The 19,161-nt window shown below is 63.1% G+C and carries 19 protein-coding genes; 10 read left to right on the forward strand and 9 right to left on the reverse strand.

Annotation, left to right across the window (positions count from 1 at the left end; translation table 11 throughout):
- Positions 1-36: 36 nt before the first annotated feature.
- Both NCS03_RS14845 and NCS03_RS14850 read left to right on the forward strand, forming a co-directional pair.
- Positions 37-261: a hypothetical protein gene (locus NCS03_RS14845; RefSeq protein WP_008353996.1), complete on the forward strand. Its 225-nt coding sequence runs from the start codon at positions 37-39 to the stop codon at positions 259-261.
- A gap of 17 nt (positions 262-278) precedes the next feature.
- Positions 279-587, forward strand: a complete 309-nt coding sequence (locus tag NCS03_RS14850) for a hypothetical protein (RefSeq protein ID WP_250529328.1) — start codon at positions 279-281, stop codon at positions 585-587.
- An 82-nt stretch (positions 588-669) separates the two neighbouring features.
- Here NCS03_RS14850 and NCS03_RS14855 read toward each other — a convergent pair whose 3' ends face one another.
- Together NCS03_RS14855 and NCS03_RS14860 are read right to left on the reverse strand one after the other, a co-directional pair.
- Complete coding sequence (locus NCS03_RS14855; RefSeq protein WP_008353994.1) at positions 670-828, reverse strand: DUF3309 family protein; 159 nt, start codon at positions 826-828, stop codon at positions 670-672.
- A gap of 318 nt (positions 829-1,146) precedes the next feature.
- The gene (locus NCS03_RS14860; RefSeq protein ID WP_250529329.1) at positions 1,147-2,733 is read right to left on the reverse strand and encodes an inorganic phosphate transporter; all 1,587 of its coding nucleotides are present in this window, start codon (positions 2,731-2,733) and stop codon (positions 1,147-1,149) included.
- Between the two features lie 182 nt (positions 2,734-2,915).
- On the opposite strand from NCS03_RS14860, the gene NCS03_RS14865 reads away from it, so the two are divergent.
- Entirely contained in the window at positions 2,916-4,373 is a 1,458-nt protein-coding gene (locus NCS03_RS14865; protein ID WP_250529330.1) for a CHAD domain-containing protein, read from the forward strand.
- A 38-nt stretch (positions 4,374-4,411) separates the two neighbouring features.
- Complete coding sequence (locus tag NCS03_RS14870) at positions 4,412-5,236, forward strand: TOBE domain-containing protein (protein WP_250529331.1); 825 nt, start codon at positions 4,412-4,414, stop codon at positions 5,234-5,236.
- Positions 5,237-5,265: 29 nt separating this feature from the next.
- Here NCS03_RS14870 and NCS03_RS14875 read toward each other — a convergent pair whose 3' ends face one another.
- Positions 5,266-5,952, reverse strand: a complete 687-nt coding sequence (locus tag NCS03_RS14875; protein ID WP_175982511.1) for a phosphatase PAP2 family protein — start codon at positions 5,950-5,952, stop codon at positions 5,266-5,268.
- A 332-nt stretch (positions 5,953-6,284) separates the two neighbouring features.
- Here NCS03_RS14875 and NCS03_RS14880 point away from each other — a divergent pair, with 332 nt between their 5' ends.
- Together NCS03_RS14880 and NCS03_RS14885 are read left to right on the forward strand one after the other, a co-directional pair.
- Positions 6,285-7,445 (forward strand): extracellular catalytic domain type 1 short-chain-length polyhydroxyalkanoate depolymerase, encoded by a 1,161-nt coding sequence (locus NCS03_RS14880; RefSeq protein WP_250529332.1) that lies wholly within the window; start codon positions 6,285-6,287, stop codon positions 7,443-7,445.
- Between the two features lie 139 nt (positions 7,446-7,584).
- Positions 7,585-7,758, forward strand: coding sequence for a DUF3563 family protein (locus tag NCS03_RS14885; protein WP_008353986.1), 174 nt, complete (start codon positions 7,585-7,587; stop codon positions 7,756-7,758).
- Positions 7,759-7,828: 70 nt separating this feature from the next.
- On the opposite strand, the gene NCS03_RS14890 is transcribed toward NCS03_RS14885, so the two are convergent.
- From NCS03_RS14890 to NCS03_RS14910, 5 genes are all read right to left on the reverse strand, one after another.
- Entirely contained in the window at positions 7,829-8,248 is a 420-nt protein-coding gene (locus NCS03_RS14890; RefSeq protein WP_175982510.1) for an organic hydroperoxide resistance protein, read from the reverse strand.
- A gap of 131 nt (positions 8,249-8,379) precedes the next feature.
- Positions 8,380-8,841, reverse strand: a complete 462-nt coding sequence (locus tag NCS03_RS14895; RefSeq protein ID WP_250529333.1) for a MarR family winged helix-turn-helix transcriptional regulator — start codon at positions 8,839-8,841, stop codon at positions 8,380-8,382.
- Between the two features lie 104 nt (positions 8,842-8,945).
- A complete protein-coding gene (locus NCS03_RS14900; protein WP_250459085.1) occupies positions 8,946-9,767 on the reverse strand; it encodes a BPSS1780 family membrane protein in 822 nt (273 codons plus the stop codon).
- Between the two features lie 8 nt (positions 9,768-9,775).
- A complete protein-coding gene (locus tag NCS03_RS14905) occupies positions 9,776-10,744 on the reverse strand; it encodes a homoserine kinase (RefSeq protein WP_250435473.1) in 969 nt (322 codons plus the stop codon).
- Positions 10,745-10,864: 120 nt separating this feature from the next.
- A complete protein-coding gene (locus tag NCS03_RS14910; protein WP_008353979.1) occupies positions 10,865-11,275 on the reverse strand; it encodes a hypothetical protein in 411 nt (136 codons plus the stop codon).
- Between the two features lie 231 nt (positions 11,276-11,506).
- On the opposite strand from NCS03_RS14910, the gene NCS03_RS14915 reads away from it, so the two are divergent.
- Positions 11,507-13,033, forward strand: a complete 1,527-nt coding sequence (locus tag NCS03_RS14915) for an AMP nucleosidase (protein ID WP_008353978.1) — start codon at positions 11,507-11,509, stop codon at positions 13,031-13,033.
- Between the two features lie 57 nt (positions 13,034-13,090).
- On the opposite strand, the gene NCS03_RS14920 is transcribed toward NCS03_RS14915, so the two are convergent.
- Complete coding sequence (locus NCS03_RS14920) at positions 13,091-13,840, reverse strand: LOG family protein (protein ID WP_250529334.1); 750 nt, start codon at positions 13,838-13,840, stop codon at positions 13,091-13,093.
- Between the two features lies 1 nt (position 13,841).
- On the opposite strand from NCS03_RS14920, the gene polA reads away from it, so the two are divergent.
- The 3 genes from polA (at position 13,842) to NCS03_RS14935 (ending at position 19,161) form a co-directional block, all read left to right on the forward strand.
- Complete coding sequence (polA, locus tag NCS03_RS14925; protein ID WP_008353976.1) at positions 13,842-16,580, forward strand: DNA polymerase I; 2,739 nt, start codon at positions 13,842-13,844, stop codon at positions 16,578-16,580.
- Positions 16,581-16,731: 151 nt separating this feature from the next.
- Positions 16,732-18,096, forward strand: coding sequence for an NAD(P)/FAD-dependent oxidoreductase (locus tag NCS03_RS14930; protein ID WP_250459087.1), 1,365 nt, complete (start codon positions 16,732-16,734; stop codon positions 18,094-18,096).
- Between the two features lie 189 nt (positions 18,097-18,285).
- On the forward strand, positions 18,286-19,161 hold the full coding sequence (locus NCS03_RS14935; RefSeq protein WP_250440403.1) for a dienelactone hydrolase family protein: 876 nt from the start codon (positions 18,286-18,288) through the stop codon (positions 19,159-19,161).

Here is a 19,161-nt window from a genome sequence, read left to right on the forward strand (position 1 = left end):
ATATTCGTACAGCTTGTCCGCAACAGGAGCTCGCCGATGAACCCACGCAACGATCCGCTCGAAGCCGCTGCGCTCGAACGTTTCATGCGCGCGACGCGCGCGGTCAACGCGGCGTTCGACGCCACGCGCGGCGAGCCGGATTTCGAGCGGGACGGGCGCTCCGTCGCGCGCTCGATCGAGCGTCTCGACGCCGCGTTGCTCGAGCTGGAAACATCCGAGCAGACGCTCGACGCCATCCTCTCGCGCAGAGCGGGCCACTAACCGTTGGAGCGAATCACTTGAAGCGCGTATTCCTGATCGTCGTTCTTCTGATCGGCTCGTCGTCGCTTTTTGCGGCCGAGCGCTACACGGAAGTCTGGAATCCTCCCGAAGCACAGTCCGTCAAGGGCAAGAGCAAGACGCACGCGGCGCCGCAGACGGCAGCCAAAAAGAAGCACAAGAGCGCCACGTCCGTGAAGCAGGTCGCCGATAAAGCCGCTATCGAACAGGCGCCGGTCACGCCGCGTTCGAAGGCATCGTCGCCGAAGCAGAGCGAGCCGGCCATCCCGCGCAAGATCGAGCCGAACGGCCAGGTGATGCGCGTCTAGACCGCGGCCGCAATTGACAAAAAGGGGCGTCCCGCCGGGAGCGCCCCTTTTTTCTTACGCGGCCAACAGCAGCCGCGCGATGTCACAACCGACCCATCAGCAACAGAACGATCACTACGATCAGCACGACGCCGACGATCCCGCTCGGCCCGTAGCCCCAACTGCGGCTGTGCGGCCAGGAAGGAATGGCGCCGATCAAGAGCAGGATCAGGATGATCAGCAGTATGGTTCCGATCGTCATTTCGACTTCTCCTTATTCAAATGATCGCGTGACGGATCGGCGTCCGGCGCAGCCTCCCAACTGTCATCGACAGTCATGCGCCGAAGGAGCGGCGGTTCGTGGCCGCCGGCACGATCAGTCTTGCGATCGACGACTGCATACGAGCAATGGCCGTGCCAGTAGCGACGAAAGCCCGCGGCATCAGGCATTGCGGGCAGTGAGCGAACGTGCCCCAGCGTAGACGAATGTCGAAAAGGAGAGGCGAAACGAGGCGGGGCGGGCAAAACTTGCACGGCGCGCGAAAGCCTTCGCGCGCCGCTTTTTACGCAAGCGATCCGCTCAAAATAGGCCGCGGAACGCCCAGAACAGCAGGCCCGCGAGCGCGATCGAAACCGGCAGCGTCAGGATCCACGCGAGCGCGAGGCTGCGCACGGTGCGCCATTGCAGGCCGGAGCCGTTCGCGGCCATCGTGCCCGCGACGCCCGACGACAGCACGTGCGTCGTGCTGACGGGCAAGCCGTAGACATCGGCGGCGCCGATGGTCAGCATCGCGACGAGTTCCGCCGACGCGCCTTGTCCGTACGTCAGATGCGTCTTGCCGATGCGCTCGCCGACCGTCACGACGATCCGCTTCCACCCGACCATCGTGCCCAATCCGAGCGCGACGGCGACGGCGACCTTCACCCACGTCGGGATGAACTTCGTCGCGTGGTCGAGCTGCTTCTTGTAGTTGCCGAGCACGGCGTCGTCGTCCTTGGAAAAGGCGGGCGCTTTCTGCTTCTCCATGATGCGCAGCGCCTCCGACGCGATGTACATCTCGTTGCGCACGTTGCGGACGTTGCCCTGCGGCACTTCGGCCATCGTGTGGCTCGGGCGGATCTGCGCTTCGATCGAGTCGACGACGCGCTTCAGCGACGCGATCGTGTCCGGCGCGAGCGTCTTCGTCTGCACGTATTTCTCGACCTGCGCGCGCGCGTCGGCGGCGGGCGGAGCGCCGTTGCTGTAGCGCTGCAATACGTCCGATGCGCTGCGGCTCACCGCGACGAACGTCTGCGTTTCGCTCGCCGTCACGGCCTTGTTCAGCGCGTAGGCGGTCGGCACGGTGCCGATCAGGATCAGCATGATGAGGCCCATGCCTTTCTGGCCATCGTTCGAGCCGTGCGCGAACGACACGCCCGTGCATGTCAGGATCAGCAGACAGCGGATCCAGAACGGCGGCGGCGTGTTCTTCTCCGGCTCTTTGTAGAGCGCGGGCACGCGCACGACGAGCTTCAGCACGTAAAGCAGAAAACCCGCGAGGATGAAGCCGACGAGCGGCGAAAACAGCAGCGACTTGCCGACGGACATCGCCTGGCTCCAGTCGACGCCCGACGTGCCGTTCGTGCCGTGCAACATCTGGTTCATGAGGCCGACGCCGATCACCGAGCCGATCAGCGTATGCGAACTCGACGACGGCAGGCCGAGCGCCCAGGTGCCGAGATTCCAGATGATCGCCGCGATGAGGAGCGCGAAGACCATCGCGAAGCCCTGCGAACTGCCGACGCCGATGATCAGTTCCACCGGCAGCAATTGCAGGATGCCGAACGCGACCGCGCCGCTCGAAATCAACACGCCGATGAAATTCCATGCTCCCGACCAGACTACCGCTAAGTTTGGCGTCAACGAGTGCGTGTAAATTACAGTGGCGACAGCATTCGCCGTGTCATGAAAACCGTTGACGAATTCGAAGCCGAGCGCAATCAGGAGCGCGACGCCGAGCAGAATGTATGGAAACGCCGACGATTCGCGCACCGGCGCGAGATCTTCGAGCAGATGCAGGACGCAGTACACCGCGCCCGCGCCGATGGCGAGCAGAAAGAGCAGTAGCGCGAGGCGTTGTCCGAGCGTGCGGCCCGTCTGGGATTGAGGAAAGGCAATCTGGGTCATGAACGCGTCCTTGGGGCTGGTCCTGCGCGGGGTCGTATCGGAAAGGTGAAAAAGCAGACGAGAAGCGTTTCAGAAGCTCAAATGGGCATGTTTCCCGGCGCGTGTGTCGATTTCATGAATCGGGAAACGGCAGCCATTTCGTATGAATTGACGGGCGGCGTCAGATCGCCCGGGGAGACTTCATGACGATGTGGATCGAGGTGACGCTGCACGCGCATCGATCGGACGATGGAGCCGAGGACGCGCTGCATCGCGTGGCCGCATTCGCGGGCGCGGAACCCGTCCGGACGCGCTTCACGACGCGCGAGATTCCGCTGAAAACGCCGCGATGGCGGTTGTCGATCGAAACGCTCGAGGGCGCGCGCACGCTGTGCGCCGTGCAAAAAGAGAGCGTGCCGATGCCCGGCTTCACGCGCTATCGGACTTTCGCGCGGCCCGCGGGTGAGGATCTGGCGGCGTCGCTGATCGAATTCGCGCATGCCGACGACGCGCTCGCCGAGCCGCTCGCGAACGCGCATCGGGATATGGCGGCGGACTCGGAAGCCGGGCGCGAGATCGAACGCATCGAATGGCGCGTCGATGCCGGCGGCGCGGACATTCTCGCGTCGCTCGAAACTTCGGAAGGGGAACCGCCGATCTTGCGGCTCGCGGCGCCCGCGCTGAACGGCGCGCTGGACGCCGTCTTCGGGCTCGCGGGCGAGGTGATCGACGCCGCGCCGTTTTTCATCGCGCCGGACGACGAGCACGCATCGCAAGCGGAACCTGTGCATGCCGCGAAACTCGACCTGCCGCGCACGGCGACGCGCCGCGAAGCGTTCGTCGCCATCGCGGCGTCGGTGGCGGGGCAGTGGTTCGGCAACGCGGCCGCGTCGCGCGCGGGTCTGGGCGACGAGCACGTGCATCAGTTGCGCGTCGCGCAGCGTCGGCTGAAGACGCTGCTGAAGCTCTTTCGCGACGATATCGACGACACGTGGAATGCGCGCATCGCGCCCGATCTGAAGTGGTTCGGCGACCTGCTCGCCGATGCACGCGACTGGGACGTCTTCACCGACAGGACGCTGCCTGCCTACGCCGAATCGGACGACGACGCCACGCGCTGGCAACCGGTCATCGCCGCTGCGGACGTGAAGCGCCGCGTCGCGCGCGACAAGGTGCACGACGCGCTGGCGTCGAAGCGCCATGCACGCCTGATGCTCGCGTTCGTCGAATGGCTCGCGCGGTTCTCATCGCAGGAAGACGAGTCGCCGATGCGCTTTGTCAGCTTTGCCGAAAAACGCATCCGCAAGGACTACCGGCGTATCGCGCGCGCGCCCAATCTCGCGTCGCTCGAAGCGCATGAGCGGCATCGCGTCCGCATTCATGCGAAGCGCCTGCGATATGCGCTCGAATTCTTCCGCTCGGTGACGTCGCGGAGAACGCGTACCGACACGGCGAAGCTGCTCGGCGAATTGCAGACGGTGCTCGGCGAAGCAAACGATGCAGCCGTCGCCGCCGATCGGCTCGCGGCGCTCCCCGAAGCCACCGATTATCAGCGCGGTTTCGCGCGGGCCTGGGGTGCGGCGTCGGCGCGCAAGGACGCGCGCGAAGGCGAGCGGCTGCTGCGTTCGATGCACCGTCCGCGTGTGAAGGCATCGATATAATCCGTCCCATTGTTTCAGCACGATCACAGAGGCTAGAGATGAGTAAAACAGCACCGTCGAAGGTGCGCGATCCGCTGGAACTCGGTGGCTCCGTATGGCTGCGCAGCGGCACGGAGACGCTCGGGGGCGCGGCGCGCATTGCGCTTCTGGCCGCGATCCGCGACACGGGATCGATCACCGCCGCGGCGAAGGCCGTGGGCATGAGCTACAAGGGCGCGTGGGACGCCGTCGACACCATGAACAACCTTGCCGGCGAACCGCTCGTGACCAGCGCGGCGGGCGGCAAGGGCGGCGGCGGCACAACGCTCACGCCATCAGCGTTGCGTCTCATCGACACGTATCACGCGATCGAACGCGAGCATCGGAAATTTCTGGAACGGGCGGGCGCGGCCATCGAAGGCTTCGCCCACGATTGGGAACTGATCGGAAGATTGGGAATGAAAACAAGCGCACGCAACCAACTGGCCGGCAAGGTGACGAAGGTCACGCGTGGAGCGGTGAACGACGAAATCGAACTCGGCTTGCCCGGCGGGCAGACGATCGTCGCGGTCGTCACGCACGAGAGCACGCAGGCGCTGGGCCTGAAGGAAGGCAGCGATGCGTTAGCGCTTATCAAGGCGTCGTGGGTCATGCTGATGGAAGACACCGGCGCAAAGCTGTCGGCGCGCAACCAGTTGCGTGGCACGGTTGCCAGTCTGACGAAGGGCGCGGTGAACGCGGAGGTTTCGCTGTCGCTCGACGGCGGCACGACCATCACCGCGATCATCACGAACCAGAGCGCGGACACGCTCGGCCTGACGCAAGGTCAGAAGGCCGTTGCGGTGATCAAGGCGTCGAGCGTGATTATCGGCGTGAACGATTAAGGCATCATGCAGTGAACGCAGCGGCCGCGTCAGGCGGCCGCGCGGTCGTCCTGCGGCAGTTCAGTGCGGCGTTCCGGCGCGCGAAATTTCTTCGACTTCCAGCTTGCCCGCACATACGGACGCTCATGGCCCGACAGCCCGAGCGCGATTTCCGTGATCCATTGCTGCGTCGGCACGGGCACGCCGTGCAGCGCCACGACGACCGCCGCGAGACTCGCGGCGACGGGCGCCGGCGCGAGCCTGCCGGACTCGGCGCGCCACGTGAACCACACGAACGCGAGCGCGACGACCGCGCCGAGCGCGCAACCAGCGACCACTTCCGATACCGAATGCGCGTCGAGCACGACGCGCGACACGCCCACCCATACGCCCAGCAACAGACCGAGCGCGACGCCGATGGCGCGCCACGCGCCGCGCGCGGGCAACAGCGCGACGAAAATCGCGACGGGCAGCACCGCTGTGGACATCAGCGCATGTCCGCTGACGCCGGTGAAGTCGAGATGGCGCACGCCGATACCCCAGCCGATAAACGCGATCTTGCTCAACGCGACGAGGCCGCTCGCCGCGCCGAGCAGTGCGAGCCACGCGACAGAATATTTCCATCGATAGCCGACGGCGAGCCATGCGGCGACGATGAGGGCCACCGGCCCCATCACGCCGACGCTGCCGAGCGCGGTCACGGAGATCCAGGCGGAAACGGGTAGGTCTACGGTCATTGGTTTTGTGGGAATAAGGGTTGCTGCAGTGCGGCAGCGGCGAGCGGGCCGTTCTGCCGGCGGCTGGCGCTTCGACACGCTGCCGCAAATTCGCTCCAGTATAACGCTTGGGAACATACTGAATTATCCGACATTGCTTAAAGCGAGTTGACGGTTACATCGCGTAACTATCGTCTAATTTTGGGTATCTTCGCGATTTGCTGTTAATTCATCCCGAGATCTGTACGCTCAAGGCAGGTAATCCAGCCGTTTTGATGTTATTGTGCAATGCACAACACGGCGCGCGTTTTCGTCGCGCCATCCCATTGCATGAAGTGGAGGACCCAGCCGAAATGTCCAAAAGCCTTACCAAGCTCTGGTTGCGCGGCTTGAGACGCCTGGTCGCCGGCCAAGTCGAAGCGATCCGCACACCCAAGCCCCGTGCGGCGGCCAAGCCCGCGCGCGCGAAAACCGTCAAGTCGAAACTGAAATCGGGGGCGTCTGCGAAGGCGGCAACAGCGCCCCGCGCCAGCGCGCGTCCCGTGCCGCGCGAATCGCGTGTGCGTCCGCGCGCGTCGGCGTGGGCGCGCGGGAAGTGGGCGCGCTCGTATCATTCGGCCCCGCCGACGAGCGGCCGCTTCGTCAATCACATGTCGTACGCGCTCTATCTGCCGCCGAAAGCCGGGTCCGAGCCGGTTCCGCTCGTGGTCATGCTGCACGGTTGCAAGCAGAACGCCGACGAATTCGCGCAAGGCACGCGCATCAATCTGGTTGCCGATCGATACGGATTCGCGGTGCTGTATCCCGAGCAATCGAAGCACGATCACGCGCATCGCTGTTGGCGCTGGTATGACGATTCCGGTAGCGCCGGCGGTGGCGAAGCTGCGTCCGTCGTCTCGCTGGTGAACGCGATGGTCGAGCAGCACGATCTGGATCCGGAGCGCGTCTATCTTGCGGGCATGTCCGCCGGTGCGGGACTCGCGGCGCTGCTCGCCGTGCGTTATCCGCACGTGTTCGCGGCCGTCGGCCTGCACTCGGGCGTGGTGTTCGGCGAGGCGCGTTCGGCCATCGGCGCGATGGACGTCATGCGCCGCGGCGCGCGCAGCGATCCCGTCACGCTCATCGACGCGGCTGTCGACGTTCGCGATTATCCGGGCATGCCGGCGATCATCGTGCACGGAGAACTGGATTCGGTGGTCGCGGCCGCGAACGCCGAGCAGCTCGCCAAGCAGTTTCTGCGGCTGAACGGCTTCATCGACGCCGCAGGCAATCGCCGCGCGGGCGAGGCGCGCGAGGAAGCGCATCCGGATGGCGTCGTAACGGACTATTTCAAGAACGGCCGACGCGTGGTGAAGACGTCGATCGTGCGCGGCCTGGGCCATTCATGGGCCGGCGGCGACGATACCGTCGCTTTCCACTCGTCCAAAGGACCGGATTCTTCAGCGGTGATGTGGGAGTTTTTCAAGCACCAGCGGCGTCCGAGCGAGGCCGCGCGCGATGCGTACGTCGCCTGACGCCGGGCGCGCGGTGTTGCAGGTGTTGCAATTTAGTCTTTAGTATCAGCGTTCTAGCGATTAGGGCTGGCGTTGGATCAGGGATTACCCTATAATCCGCTTCATAGGTAGTAACCCCAGTATTCAAGCGAGGCCCACCATGTTCCTGCTCAGCCGCATTTTCCTGTTCCTGACCAAATCCGCCGATGAACGCGATCGCGCGCGCGACGACGCTTATCTCGCCGAAGCCACGGACATCTACGATCTCGAATATCGTATGAAGAAGCTGGATCAGCGTGCTACGGCGCGTCACCCGGCGTGGATGTCGAACTAAGCTCTGCCTTCGACGGTTCTGGAAAATGCCGGCCTTTTAGGCCGGCATTTTTGTTTCCGCTCGCGTCGTCTCAGACGAGCTTCACGCGCACATCCACGTTGTTGCGTGTCGCGTTCGAGTACGGGCAAACCTTGTGTGCTGCATCGACCAATGCCTGAGCGTCGGGCGCGTCGAGGCCCGGCAGCGACACGCGCAGCTCGATATCGAGCTTGAATCCGCCTGCATCGTTGGGACCGACGCCCACGTCCGCCGTTACGCTTGTATCGGCCGGCACTGCGCGCTTTTGCTGACCCGCGACGAACTTCATAGCTGAGAGAAAGCAGGCGGAATAGCCCGCAGCGAACAATTGCTCGGGATTCGTACCCGGTGCGCCCGTTCCGCCCAGTTCCTTGGGCGCGCTCAACTTCACGTTCAATTGCTCGTCCGAGGAAATGGCGCGGCCATCGCGTCCACCGGTGCTGGTTGCCGTCGCCTTGTACAGGATGCTCATCGTTTCTCTCCTTATGTTTCGGTTGTCAGATCAATGTTGCGTTCACCACGGCGTAAATATATCGCGCTATTAATTAGCGTGCAAATTAAAATTCGACGATGGGGCCGTTAGCGTGTTGCTATCGGTTCGGATCAGTCGTCGATGTACTCGCCGAGGGAGGCGCGCAGCCGCACCAGATCGTTGCGCAGACGCAGCATCGCGTCGATGTCCGAACCGGAGGCGCAGTAGATTTCGCTGGGAATCGCGCGGGCGGCTTGTTTCAGCGCGGCGCCGGCGTCGGTCAGTCGGATGTGAACCTGGCGCTCGTCTTCCACGCCGCGCACGCGCTCGACATAGCCCTGCGCTTCGAGACGCTTGAGAAGCGGTGTCATCGTCGCGGAATCGAGCGAGAGACGCGCGGCGATTTCCTTGACCGTGAGGTCGTCGGATTCCCAAAGCACGAGCATCGCCAGGTATTGCGGATACGTCAGCCCGAGCTTCTCCAGCAGCGGCTTGTACGCCTTCGTCATCGCGAGCGAAGTCGAATAGAGCGCGAAGCACAACTGCTGATCGAGTTCGAGCGGAAACTCAGGCAAAACGTTTGACGAGGTCATGACAGAGGCGCGGCGAAAGGCCGGGATGGCCGATCTCGCTAGTGTACGTGCAATGCTTCGCGCACGAATCATCGCCGCGCCCGTTCGAAGAGCGCGGCATCCGGTCAAGCCTTGGGCGTGCCCGGTGCGTCGGGAATGTCCGGCGAATCGGGGGACTGCACGCCGAAACAGCCGCGATACGTCGCGTAAAACGAGCAATACAGCGCGGTCGTGACGATGATCGATGCCGGCATCAGCACCGCGAGCGCCATTTCCTGTCCCACGCCGAGCGCCTGCATCAGCGTGGTCAGGCCGAACGAGACCGCGAGCGCGATCAAGATCCACAGCACGCCGTAAAAAATGAACGCGCCGCGATTGCGCCAGCACGAGACGAGGCTGAAGAACAGCGCCTTCGCGGGCGGCACGTCGTGCCACGCGACGAGGATCGGCGCGAACCAGAACAGCATCGCGATCGGGACATAGCACGCCATCGCGACGAGCACCGCGAGCGGACTGAAGCTCGCGGCAACCGTTTCCGGATCGCCGCTCGGGCCGTCGCCCATCATGATGCTGAGCAGCGTGCCGCCATCCACGAGCGCCGACGCCATGAAGATGACCATCATCGCGACGATGTACAGCGCGCCCAGCGCGAGCAGCCTGCGCGCGACGACGCTGCCGTACGAGCGGAATCCGTCGACGAGAATGGTCGGCCAGACGGGCTTGCCCGCGATCGTGTTGCGGCACGCCGCCATGAAGCCGACCGCGACCCCCGGAATGAACAGCAGCGGCAGCAACGGGCCGACGAGCGGCACACGGGAGATCAGCGTCATCACGAACAGATACGCGAAGAACACCGTGAGGAAGGCAAACGGGTTGCGGCGGAACAGCCAGATGCCCTGACGGAACCACACGTAGCCGGTCTTGGCCGGAACTTCGATCAGTCGCATGTTGCTGGTTATCGATTGGCGGGAGAAGCGGCTTTGACGCGTTCGCGCAGAATGCGTTCGAAATGGCCGGGATCGTGCGCTTTGAGCATTTGGGCTTCGCGCGGGCGATGAAAGTCGAAAAGGCGCGAGACCCAGAAGCGCATCGCGCCGGCGCGCAGCATGTCGTTCCAGTGACGCTCTTCGGCGGGCGTGAACGGACGCACCGTCTGATAGGCGCGCAGCATCGCATCGACGCGCGCGGGATCGAGCACGCCGGTGGCGAGATCGATGCACCAGTCGTTGACCGTTACGGCGACATCGAACAGCCACTTGTCGACGCCCGCGAAGTAGAAGTCGAAGAAACCGCCGAGGCGCGCGTGCCCGCGGCCGTGCGCGAACAGCACGTTGTCGCGGAACAGGTCGCAATGGCACGGGCCTTCCGGCAGCGACGCGTAATCCGCCGAGCCGAAAAATTCAGCCTGATGCGCGAGTTCGTCTTCGAACAATGCCCGCTGCTCGCCGCTTAAAAATTCGGCGATCGACGGCGCCTTCTGCTGCCACCATGAAAGGCTGCGCAGATTCGGCTGATGCTGCGCAAAGTCGCGCCCCGCGAGATGCATGCGTGCGAGCATCTGCCCCACTTCGATGCAATGCGCGGACGTCGGCGCGAGTTCGGGCGCGCCTTCGAGCTTCGTCACGATCGACGCGGGCTTGCCATGCAGCATGCCGAAGAGCGAGCCGTCGCGGCGCGGCATCGGATCGGGCACGGGCACGCGATGCGAAGCCAGATGGCGCATCAGATCGAGATAGAACGGCAGTTGCGTTGCCGTGAGATTCTCGAAGATCGTGAGCACGTACTCGCCGTGCGTCGTCGTGAGAAAGAAATTGCTGTTCTCGATGCCCGACTGGATGCCGCGAAATTCGACGACATCGCCGAGATCGTAGTCTTGCAGCCAGTCGCCGAGGTCGGCGTTGGTGACGGGAGTGAAGACGGCCATGCGGGAAACGTCGGTCAGGTTGGACGGCCAGGAAGAGGCCGGTGAACGGTGGCGCCGGGCATGCAGCCACGGTGCCGCGACCCGCCCGGAAAGAGCGGGTCCGAAGCCATCTTTAGGTGATCAGTAATGCAGGTTGATCGACGGCAGGCGCGTACTGGCCTTGCCGTTGTCGCGCACTTGCGGCGACGTGTCGGCGGGCGCGCTCATCTGATAGCGCGTGCCGAAATTGGAACGCACGTCGATTTCGACGGGCTTGCCCTTGTCGCGGAATTCGGTGATCTCGGTGCCGTTGGTGCTCAGCTCGTGATAGCTCGGTGTGCGCGGCGGCGAAATCTCGACTTTCGAGCTGACGTTCGCGGGCGGACGGTTGATGGATTTCAGATCGGGCAGGCCCGCCGCTTCTTCCGGCGACATTTTCTGCACCGCCGGTTGGGGTTCTGCGTTCGCGGCTTGCTGCGCCGGCTGCGCGAATGCGCCGAAGCTTGCTGCGGCGAGGACTGCCGCGGCGGCGGCGCAAAGGTGCGGCTTCATGATGGTTCTCCAGGCGATGGCCGGATTCTAACAAAACGGTTGCTGACTGAGCGGCGCGCGCGCAGCCAACGCCTTATTTTGCGCCGCTTTCGCGAAATTTGACTTCGAACGTCAAAAACGTGTTGCGAGGTGTGATCGCACGCACTCACGTGAGGAGGGACTTCATGGTCCGCACATTCTTCCGTGTTAATGTCGATTCATTACGAGGGCATCGAAGAAAGACACAAGATCATGACAAACGACCGGACTCAAAGCACGCAGGGCACGCCTGCCAACGATTTTCCGACCGAATCCTTCGAAGATCCCGCTGCGGCGGTCGCGCGTCTGTCGGCGATCTATGAAGCGAATACCGCATTTCTGCGCGATGCATTCGCGCGCTATCGCCGCAACGAGCAGTTCACGCATCGCGTGCGCGCGTGCTATCCGTTCGTGCGCGTGCGTACCGAGCTCAACTCGCAGATCGATTCGCGGCGCTCATATGGCTTCGTGGCGGGGCCGGGCATCTACGAAACGACGCTGACGCGTCCCGATCTTTTCGGCGATTACTATCGCGAGCAATTGCGACTGCTGACGAAGAACCATCACGTCGGGCTCGAAGTCGGTGTGTCGGCGCATCCCATTCCGATTCACTTCGCGTTCGCGGAAGGCATCCATCTCGAAGGCGATCTCGATCGCGACCGGCTGCTCGCGATGCGCAATATCTTCGATACGCCCGACCTCGCGCTGCTCGACGATCGGATCGTCAACGGCACGTACGAGCCGGGGCCGGGCGAGCCGCACCCGCTTGCGCTCTTCACGGCCGCGCGTGTCGATTTCTCGCTGCATCGGCTGAGGCATTACACGGCCACGTCGCCCACGCACTTCCAGAATTACGTGCTGTACACGAACTACCAGTTCTATATCGACGAGTTCGTGAAGCTCGGCCGCACGATGATGTCGCGCGCCGACGACGAGGAAACGCGCGCGTATCGCAGCGCGTATTCATCGTTCGTCGAACCGGGCGATGTCGTCACGTACAACGCGAATCTCGGCGAGCAGCCGGAGGAAGGCGCGCAGCCCGCGCGTCTGCCGCAGATGCCCGCGTATCACCTGAAACGCGCGGACGGCAGCGGCATCACGATGGTGAACATCGGCGTGGGGCCGTCGAACGCGAAGACGATCACGGATCACATCGCGGTGCTGCGTCCACATGCGTGGATCATGCTCGGACATTGCGCGGGGCTGCGCAATACGCAGCGTCTCGGCGATTACGTGCTGGCGCACGGCTATGTGCGCGAGGATCACGTTCTCGATGACGATCTGCCGCTTTGGGTGCCGGTGCCTGCGCTCGCGGAAGTGCAGGTTGCGCTGGAGCGCGCGGTGGCGCAGGTGACGCAGCTCGAAGGCGTCGAACTGAAGCGCGTGATGCGTACGGGCACCGTCGCGAGCGTCGATAACCGCAACTGGGAGTTGCGCGATCATCGCGAGCCGGTGCGGCGTTTGTCGCAAAGCCGCGCGGTGGCGCTCGATATGGAGAGTGCGACGATTGCGGCCAATGGATTCAGATTCCGCGTGCCGTACGGAACGCTGCTATGCGTGTCCGATAAGCCGCTGCACGGTGAATTGAAGCTGCCGGGAATGGCGGATCAGTTCTATCGCGCGCAGGTGGATCAGCACTTGCAAATCGGCGTCAAGGCGATGGAACTGCTGCGCGAGAATGGGTTGTCGAAGCTGCATTCGCGGAAGTTGCGCAGCTTCGCGGAAGTGGCGTTTCAATGATGCCTTCTGCGTGAGACGATGCGAGCGGTTCATGAAACCGCTCGCATCGAGTCTCGATTAAAGATAGAACATCCGATCCTCATCCGACTTGCTCTCAGCCGGCTGTTCGACCGATTCCTCGCGATCTTCATAGAAGCGCAACACGGCTTCGAGCACCTGATCCGGATCGTCGATGACTTGCATCAGGTCGAGATCCTTTTCGCTGATGACGCCATTGGTCAGCAACGTGTTCTTGAACCAGTCGAGCAGGCCGGCCCAGAACTCCCCGCCGACGAGCACGATCGGAACGTGACGTGACTTCTTCGTCTGGATGAGCGTGAGCACTTCCGCGAGCTCGTCCAGCGTACCGAAGCCGCCCGGCATCACCACGACCGCGTCCGAGTTCTTCACGAACGTGACCTTGCGCGTGAAGAAGTGACGGAAGCGGAGCGAAATGTCCTGCCACTGATTGCCCGATTGCTCGTGCGGCAACTCGATGTTCAATCCGACCGAAGGCGACTTGCCCGCGTGCGCGCCTTTATTCGCCGCTTCCATGATGCCCGGCCCGCCGCCGGATATGACGGCGAAGCCCGCGTCGGAGAATTTCTGCGCGATTTCGATCGTGAGCTGATAGTACGGCGACTCCGGTTTCAGACGCGCCGAACCATAGATGCTGATGGCAGGGCGGATCTCCGAGAGGTACTCGGTCGCCTCGATAAACTCTGCCATAATCGTGAACATCTGCCACGATGCGCGAGCCTTCTTGGCCGTCGCGCGCTCTTGATCTGCGAGCGATCGCAGACTCGGAATCACTTTTCTCTTGTTCATAATGCCTGAAGAACTAAGTCTTGAAGGTAAGACCCTGCTATTGGTCGACGGTTCTAGTTACTTGTACCGGGCCTACCATGCAATGCCGGACTTGCGAGGCCCCGACGGCGGGCCCACCGGCGCTCTGTATGGAATGATCAACATGCTGCGGCGCTTGCGGCGCGAAATCAATGCAGAGTATAGCGCGTGCGTATTTGATGCCAAAGGCAAGACTTTCCGCGACGACTGGTACGCCGACTACAAGGCCAACCGCCCTTCGATGCCCGAAGACCTCGCGAAGCAGATCGAGCCGATCCACGTCGCCGTGCGCGCGCTCGGCTGGCCGCTCGTGATGATCGAGCGCGTCGAGGCGGATGACGTCATCGGCACGCTCGCGGTCGAAGCCGAAAAGCGCGGCATGAAGGTGATCGTGTCGACGGGCGACAAGGATCTGGCTCAACTCGTGACGGATCATGTCACCCTCATCAATACGATGACCAACGAAACGCTCGACCGCGCCGGCGTGCTCACGAAGTTCGGCGTGCCACCGGAGCGCATCGTCGACTATCTGTCGCTCATCGGCGATACCGTCGACAACGTGCCGGGGGTCGAAAAATGCGGTCCCAAGACAGCGATCAAATGGCTCACGCAATACGAAACCCTTGATGGCATCGTAGAGCATGCGAACGAGATCAAGGGTGCGGTAGGAGACAATCTGCGCAAGGCTCTGGACTTCCTGCCGATGGCGCGAAAGCTCGTTACCGTGCACACGGAATGCGACCTTACATCGCAAATCGAATCGATCGATGCGACGCTTCAATCGCGTCCCGAGTCGCGCGACGAACTGCGCGACGTGTTCCTGCGTCACGGCTTCAAGACGTGGCTGCGCGAAGTCGAAATCGCCGATGCCGTCGAAGGCCCGACCGATACGCCGCCCGCCGAAGTCACCGAAATCGTGCATCACTATGAGACGGTGCAGACATGGGAGCAGTTCGATGCGTGGCTCGAGCGCATCAATGAAGCGGAGCTCACATCGTTCGATAGCGAAACCACGTCGCTCGATCCGATGACCGCGCAGATCGTCGGCATGTCGTTCTCTGTCGAGCCGGGGCATGCGGCGTACATTCCGGTCGCGCATCGCGGGCCGGACGCGCCCGAGCAACTGCCGCGCGACGAAGTGCTCGCGAAACTCAAGCCGTGGCTCGAAGATGCATCGAAGAAAAAGGTCGGCCAGCATCTGAAGTACGACGAGCAGGTGCTCGCCAATTACGGCATCGAAATGCGCGGCGTCGAGCACGACACGCTGCTGCAATCGTACGTGCTGGAATCGCATCGTCCGCACGACATGGACAACCTCGCGTTGCGTCATCTCGGCGTGAAGACGATCAAGTACGAAGACGTCGCGGGCAAGGGCGCATCGCAGATCGGCTTCGATGAAGTGCCGCTCGACAAAGCCTCCGCGTATGCGGCCGAAGACGCCGATATCACGTTGCGTCTGCATCAGGCGCTCTATCCGCAAGTGGCGCAGGAGGAAGGCTTGTTGCGCGTGTATCGCGACATCGAAATGCCGACTTCGCGCGTGCTGCGCAAGATGGAACGAAACGGAGTCCTGATCGATCGCGAACGGCTCGAAGCGCAGAGCAACGAGATTGCGAAGCGGCTCATCGATTTGCAGGCGCAGGCGTACGAATTCGCGGGCGGCGAGTTCAATCTCGGCTCGCCGAAGCAAATCGGCCAGATCTTCTTCGAGAAGCTGCAATTGCCGGTCGTGAAGAAAACGCCGAGCGGCGCGCCTTCCACCGATGAAGAAGTGCTGCAGAAGCTCGCCGAAGACTATCCGCTGCCGAAGGTGCTGCTCGAGCATCGCGGGCTGTCCAAGCTCAAGTCCACTTACACGGACAAGCTGCCGCGCATGGTCAACGCATCGACGGGACGCGTGCATACGAACTATGCGCAGGCCGTCGCGGTGACGGGGCGCTTGTCGTCGAACGAGCCGAACTTGCAGAACATTCCGGTGCGAACGGGCGAAGGGCGGCGCATTCGCGAAGCGTTCATCGCATCGCCGGGCTGCAAGATCGTATCGGCGGATTACTCGCAGATCGAGCTGCGCATCATGGCGCACATTTCCGGCGACGAATCGCTGATGCGCGCGTTCAGGGAAGGCGAAGACGTGCACCGGGCGACGGCGTCGGAAGTGTTCGGCGTCACGCCGCTCGAAGTCGACAACGATCAGCGCCGCATCGCGAAGGTCATCAACTTCGGCCTGATCTATGGCATGAGCTCGTTCGGGCTCGCGTCGAATCTCGGCATCACGCGCGATGCGGCGAAGCTTTATATCGACCGCTATTTCGCGCGTTATCCCGGCGTTGCCGCGTACATGGAAAATACGCGCGTGATCGCGAAGGCGAACGGCTTCGTCGAAACTGTGTTCGGCCGGCGTCTGTGGCTGCCCGAGATCAATGGCGGCAGCGGGCCGCGCCGTCAGGCGGCGGAGCGCGCGGCGATCAACGCGCCGATGCAGGGCACCGCCGCCGATCTCATCAAGCTCTCGATGATCGCGGTGCAGGACTGGCTCGAAGCGTCGGGCATCGGCGCGAAGATGATCATGCAGGTGCACGACGAACTCGTGCTCGAAGTGCCCGAAGAGGCGCTGCCCGAGGTCAGGAAGCGCTTACCTGAACTGATGTGCGGCGTCGCGAAGCTGAAAGTGCCGCTCGTCGCGGAAGTGGGCGTCGGCACCAACTGGGAAGAAGCGCACTGAAATTCCCGGTGCAAGGACATATGCGCGGATGTCGCATATGTCCGACATGTTGGTGACTCGCTTGTGACTGTCACCGAAGCTCCGCACAATGTTTCAATCGAGGAAGATAAGCACGAAGGCCGATCGAATATAAAAGCACAGGGAGAGTTCCATGCATCGCTTCATCATCATCGGCGGAGGCGCAGGCGGCCTCGAACTCGCAACTCGTCTCGGCGACCGTTTCGGCTCGACGGATTCCAAAACGCCGCCGAAAGCGCAAGTCACGCTCGTCGACCGCAACCCGACGCATATTTGGAAACCGCTCCTGCATGAAGTCGCGGCGGGCAGCATGGATCCCTTCACGCAGGAACTCGAATACGCGGCACAAGCCCTGTGGCACGGCTTCGAGTTTCAGCAGGGCGAACTCGTCGGACTGAATCGGGCGGCGAGGCGCATCACGATCGGCGCGTTGCGCGACGAAGAAGCCGGCGAACTGCTGCCCGAGCGCGAGTTGGAGTACGACACGCTCGTCATCGCGATCGGCAGCACGACGCATTTCTTCGGCGTCGAAGGCGCGCAGCAGAATTCGATCGCGCTCGATACCGTCGGTCAGGCGGAGCTCTTCCGCAAGCGCCTGATCGCGGCCTGCATGCGCGCGGAGCATTTCGCACCGGAACCCGTCGCGGCGGGCGTGGACGAAGTCGACGAAGAGCCCGGCGTCGATCCCGTGCCGCGCATTCAGGTGGCGATCGTCGGCGCGGGCGCGACGGGCGTCGAATTGTCGGCGGAATTGCGCAATACCGCGCAAGTGCTTTCCGCATACGGCTTGCACAAGCTCGATCCGAAGCACGATATCGGCATCGTGCTGATCGAGGCCGGGCCACGCATTCTGCCCGCATTGCAGGAACGCGTGTCCAGCGCGACGGCGGAACTGCTGACCAAGCTCGGCGTAAAGCTGATGACGGGCGAAACCGTCGCGCAGGTCTCGCGCGACACGATCCGCACGGCGAGCGGCAAGACGATTCGCGCGGATCTCACAGTCTGGGCGGCGGGCATCAAGGCGCCCGCGATTCTCAACAATCTCGACGGACTTCCGACCAATCGTCTCGGCCAGCTCGTCGTGCGTCGCACGCTGCAAACCGAAACCGACGAGAACGTCTTCGCGCTCGGCGATTGCGCCGCGTGTCCGTGGCCCGGCAACGAGCGCAACGTTCCGCCGCGCGCGCAGGCCGCGCATCAGCAGGCGAGCTTCCTTTTCAAGTTGTTTGAGCGGATGTTGCAGGGCAAGCCGTTGCCCGAGTACACGTATCGCGATTTCGGCTCGCTGGTGTCGCTCGGCCATTACAGCGCGGTCGGCAATCTGATGGGCGGGTTGATCGGCGGCAACATGCTGATCGAAGGCCTCTTCGCGCGCTTCATGTACATGTCGCTGTATCGCCTGCATGTGGCCGCGCTGCACGGCTATGCGCGCATGGTGCTCGATACTGTCGCGCACTGGCTGCGCCGTTCCACCGCCCCGCGTGTCAAGCTGCACTGACGGAATAGATCCGCTGCGCCGTTCGTTTAAAGCTGTTTAGAATGAGCGGCGCGCTTAATGCATAACGCGCGTTCATCGTCGTGCAGCGCCGCGCGTCGTGACGCCTTGATCGCGTCGCGCGGATTTCAACGATCCTCGCCGTCGCGCGATCGAGTACGCGCCGCGACGGCATTGCCGCGGGAGCTTCGTATGCTAGACCCTGAAGTCGACAGCCTCATTCCGCACGTCCCGTTCAACCGACGCAATTTCATCAAGGCGACCTTCGGCACCGGCTTCGCGGCCGCCGTGCTGCCGGTGTCCGCGCAAACCGTTCACACCGACAGCGATGGGCTGGAAGCCGGCGCCATCGGCATACGCGGCGCGGATGGCACGCTCGTGCCGGCGTACCGCGCGCAGCCCAAAGGCAAGACGCATTTGCCGGTCATCATCGTGATTCACGAGATTTTCGGCGTGCACGAGCATATCGCCGACGTCTGCCGGCGCTTCGCCAAGCAGGGTTATCTCGCCATCGCGCCGGATCTCTACACGCGTCAGGGCGATGCATCGGCCTACAAGTCGATGCAGCAGCTCAACGAACAACTCGTGTCGAAAGTGCCCGATGCACAAGTGATCTCCGACATCGATCAGACGGTCAAATGGGCGGGCGAGCATGGCGGCGATCCGAAGCGCGTCGGCATTACCGGGTTTTGCTGGGGCGGGCGCATCACCTGGCTCTATGCCGAGCACAATCCCAATGTGAAGGCGGCCGTGGCGTGGTACGGACGGCTCGTCGGCAACAAGACCGAGAACACGCCGGCCAATCCGATCGACCTCGCGGGCCAGCTCAAAGTGCCGGTGCTCGGCCTATATGGCCGGCAGGATCAGAGCATCCCGCAGGATACGATCGAGCAGATGAAACAGGCGCTCGCGAACGACCCGCCGCCCGCGAAAGACTCGCAGTTCGTCGTGTACGACGACGCGCCGCATGCGTTCTTCGCGGATTATCGGCCGAGCTATCGCAAAGCCGACGCCGAGGACGGATGGAAGCGCGCGCTCGCGTGGTTCCGCGAGCACGGCGTCAAATAA

Origin of the sequence: Caballeronia sp. ATUFL_F1_KS4A (genome assembly GCF_023630905.1) — a bacterium.
Lineage (GTDB): Bacteria > Pseudomonadota > Gammaproteobacteria > Burkholderiales > Burkholderiaceae > Caballeronia > Caballeronia zhejiangensis.

Coding starts and splice junctions, on each gene's coding strand:
- NCS03_RS14900 (WP_250459085.1), bottom strand. CDS start 9,767: ATGCGACTGATCGAAGTTCCGGCCAAGACCGGCTACGTGTGGTTCCGT.
- NCS03_RS14895 (WP_250529333.1), bottom strand. CDS start 8,841: ATGACCTCGTCAAACGTTTTGCCTGAGTTTCCGCTCGAACTCGATCAG.
- NCS03_RS14855 (WP_008353994.1), bottom strand. CDS start 828: ATGACGATCGGAACCATACTGCTGATCATCCTGATCCTGCTCTTGATC.
- NCS03_RS14885 (WP_008353986.1), top strand. CDS start 7,585: ATGTTCCTGCTCAGCCGCATTTTCCTGTTCCTGACCAAATCCGCCGAT.
- NCS03_RS14930 (WP_250459087.1), top strand. CDS start 16,732: ATGCATCGCTTCATCATCATCGGCGGAGGCGCAGGCGGCCTCGAACTC.
- NCS03_RS14865 (WP_250529330.1), top strand. CDS start 2,916: ATGACGATGTGGATCGAGGTGACGCTGCACGCGCATCGATCGGACGAT.
- NCS03_RS14880 (WP_250529332.1), top strand. CDS start 6,285: ATGTCCAAAAGCCTTACCAAGCTCTGGTTGCGCGGCTTGAGACGCCTG.
- NCS03_RS14870 (WP_250529331.1), top strand. CDS start 4,412: ATGAGTAAAACAGCACCGTCGAAGGTGCGCGATCCGCTGGAACTCGGT.
- NCS03_RS14875 (WP_175982511.1), bottom strand. CDS start 5,952: ATGACCGTAGACCTACCCGTTTCCGCCTGGATCTCCGTGACCGCGCTC.
- NCS03_RS14935 (WP_250440403.1), top strand. CDS start 18,286: ATGCTAGACCCTGAAGTCGACAGCCTCATTCCGCACGTCCCGTTCAAC.
- NCS03_RS14920 (WP_250529334.1), bottom strand. CDS start 13,840: ATGAACAAGAGAAAAGTGATTCCGAGTCTGCGATCGCTCGCAGATCAA.
- NCS03_RS14890 (WP_175982510.1), bottom strand. CDS start 8,248: ATGAGCATCCTGTACAAGGCGACGGCAACCAGCACCGGTGGACGCGAT.
- NCS03_RS14845 (WP_008353996.1), top strand. CDS start 37: ATGAACCCACGCAACGATCCGCTCGAAGCCGCTGCGCTCGAACGTTTC.
- NCS03_RS14915 (WP_008353978.1), top strand. CDS start 11,507: ATGACAAACGACCGGACTCAAAGCACGCAGGGCACGCCTGCCAACGAT.
- polA (WP_008353976.1), top strand. CDS start 13,842: ATGCCTGAAGAACTAAGTCTTGAAGGTAAGACCCTGCTATTGGTCGAC.
- NCS03_RS14860 (WP_250529329.1), bottom strand. CDS start 2,733: ATGACCCAGATTGCCTTTCCTCAATCCCAGACGGGCCGCACGCTCGGA.
- NCS03_RS14910 (WP_008353979.1), bottom strand. CDS start 11,275: ATGAAGCCGCACCTTTGCGCCGCCGCCGCGGCAGTCCTCGCCGCAGCA.
- NCS03_RS14905 (WP_250435473.1), bottom strand. CDS start 10,744: ATGGCCGTCTTCACTCCCGTCACCAACGCCGACCTCGGCGACTGGCTG.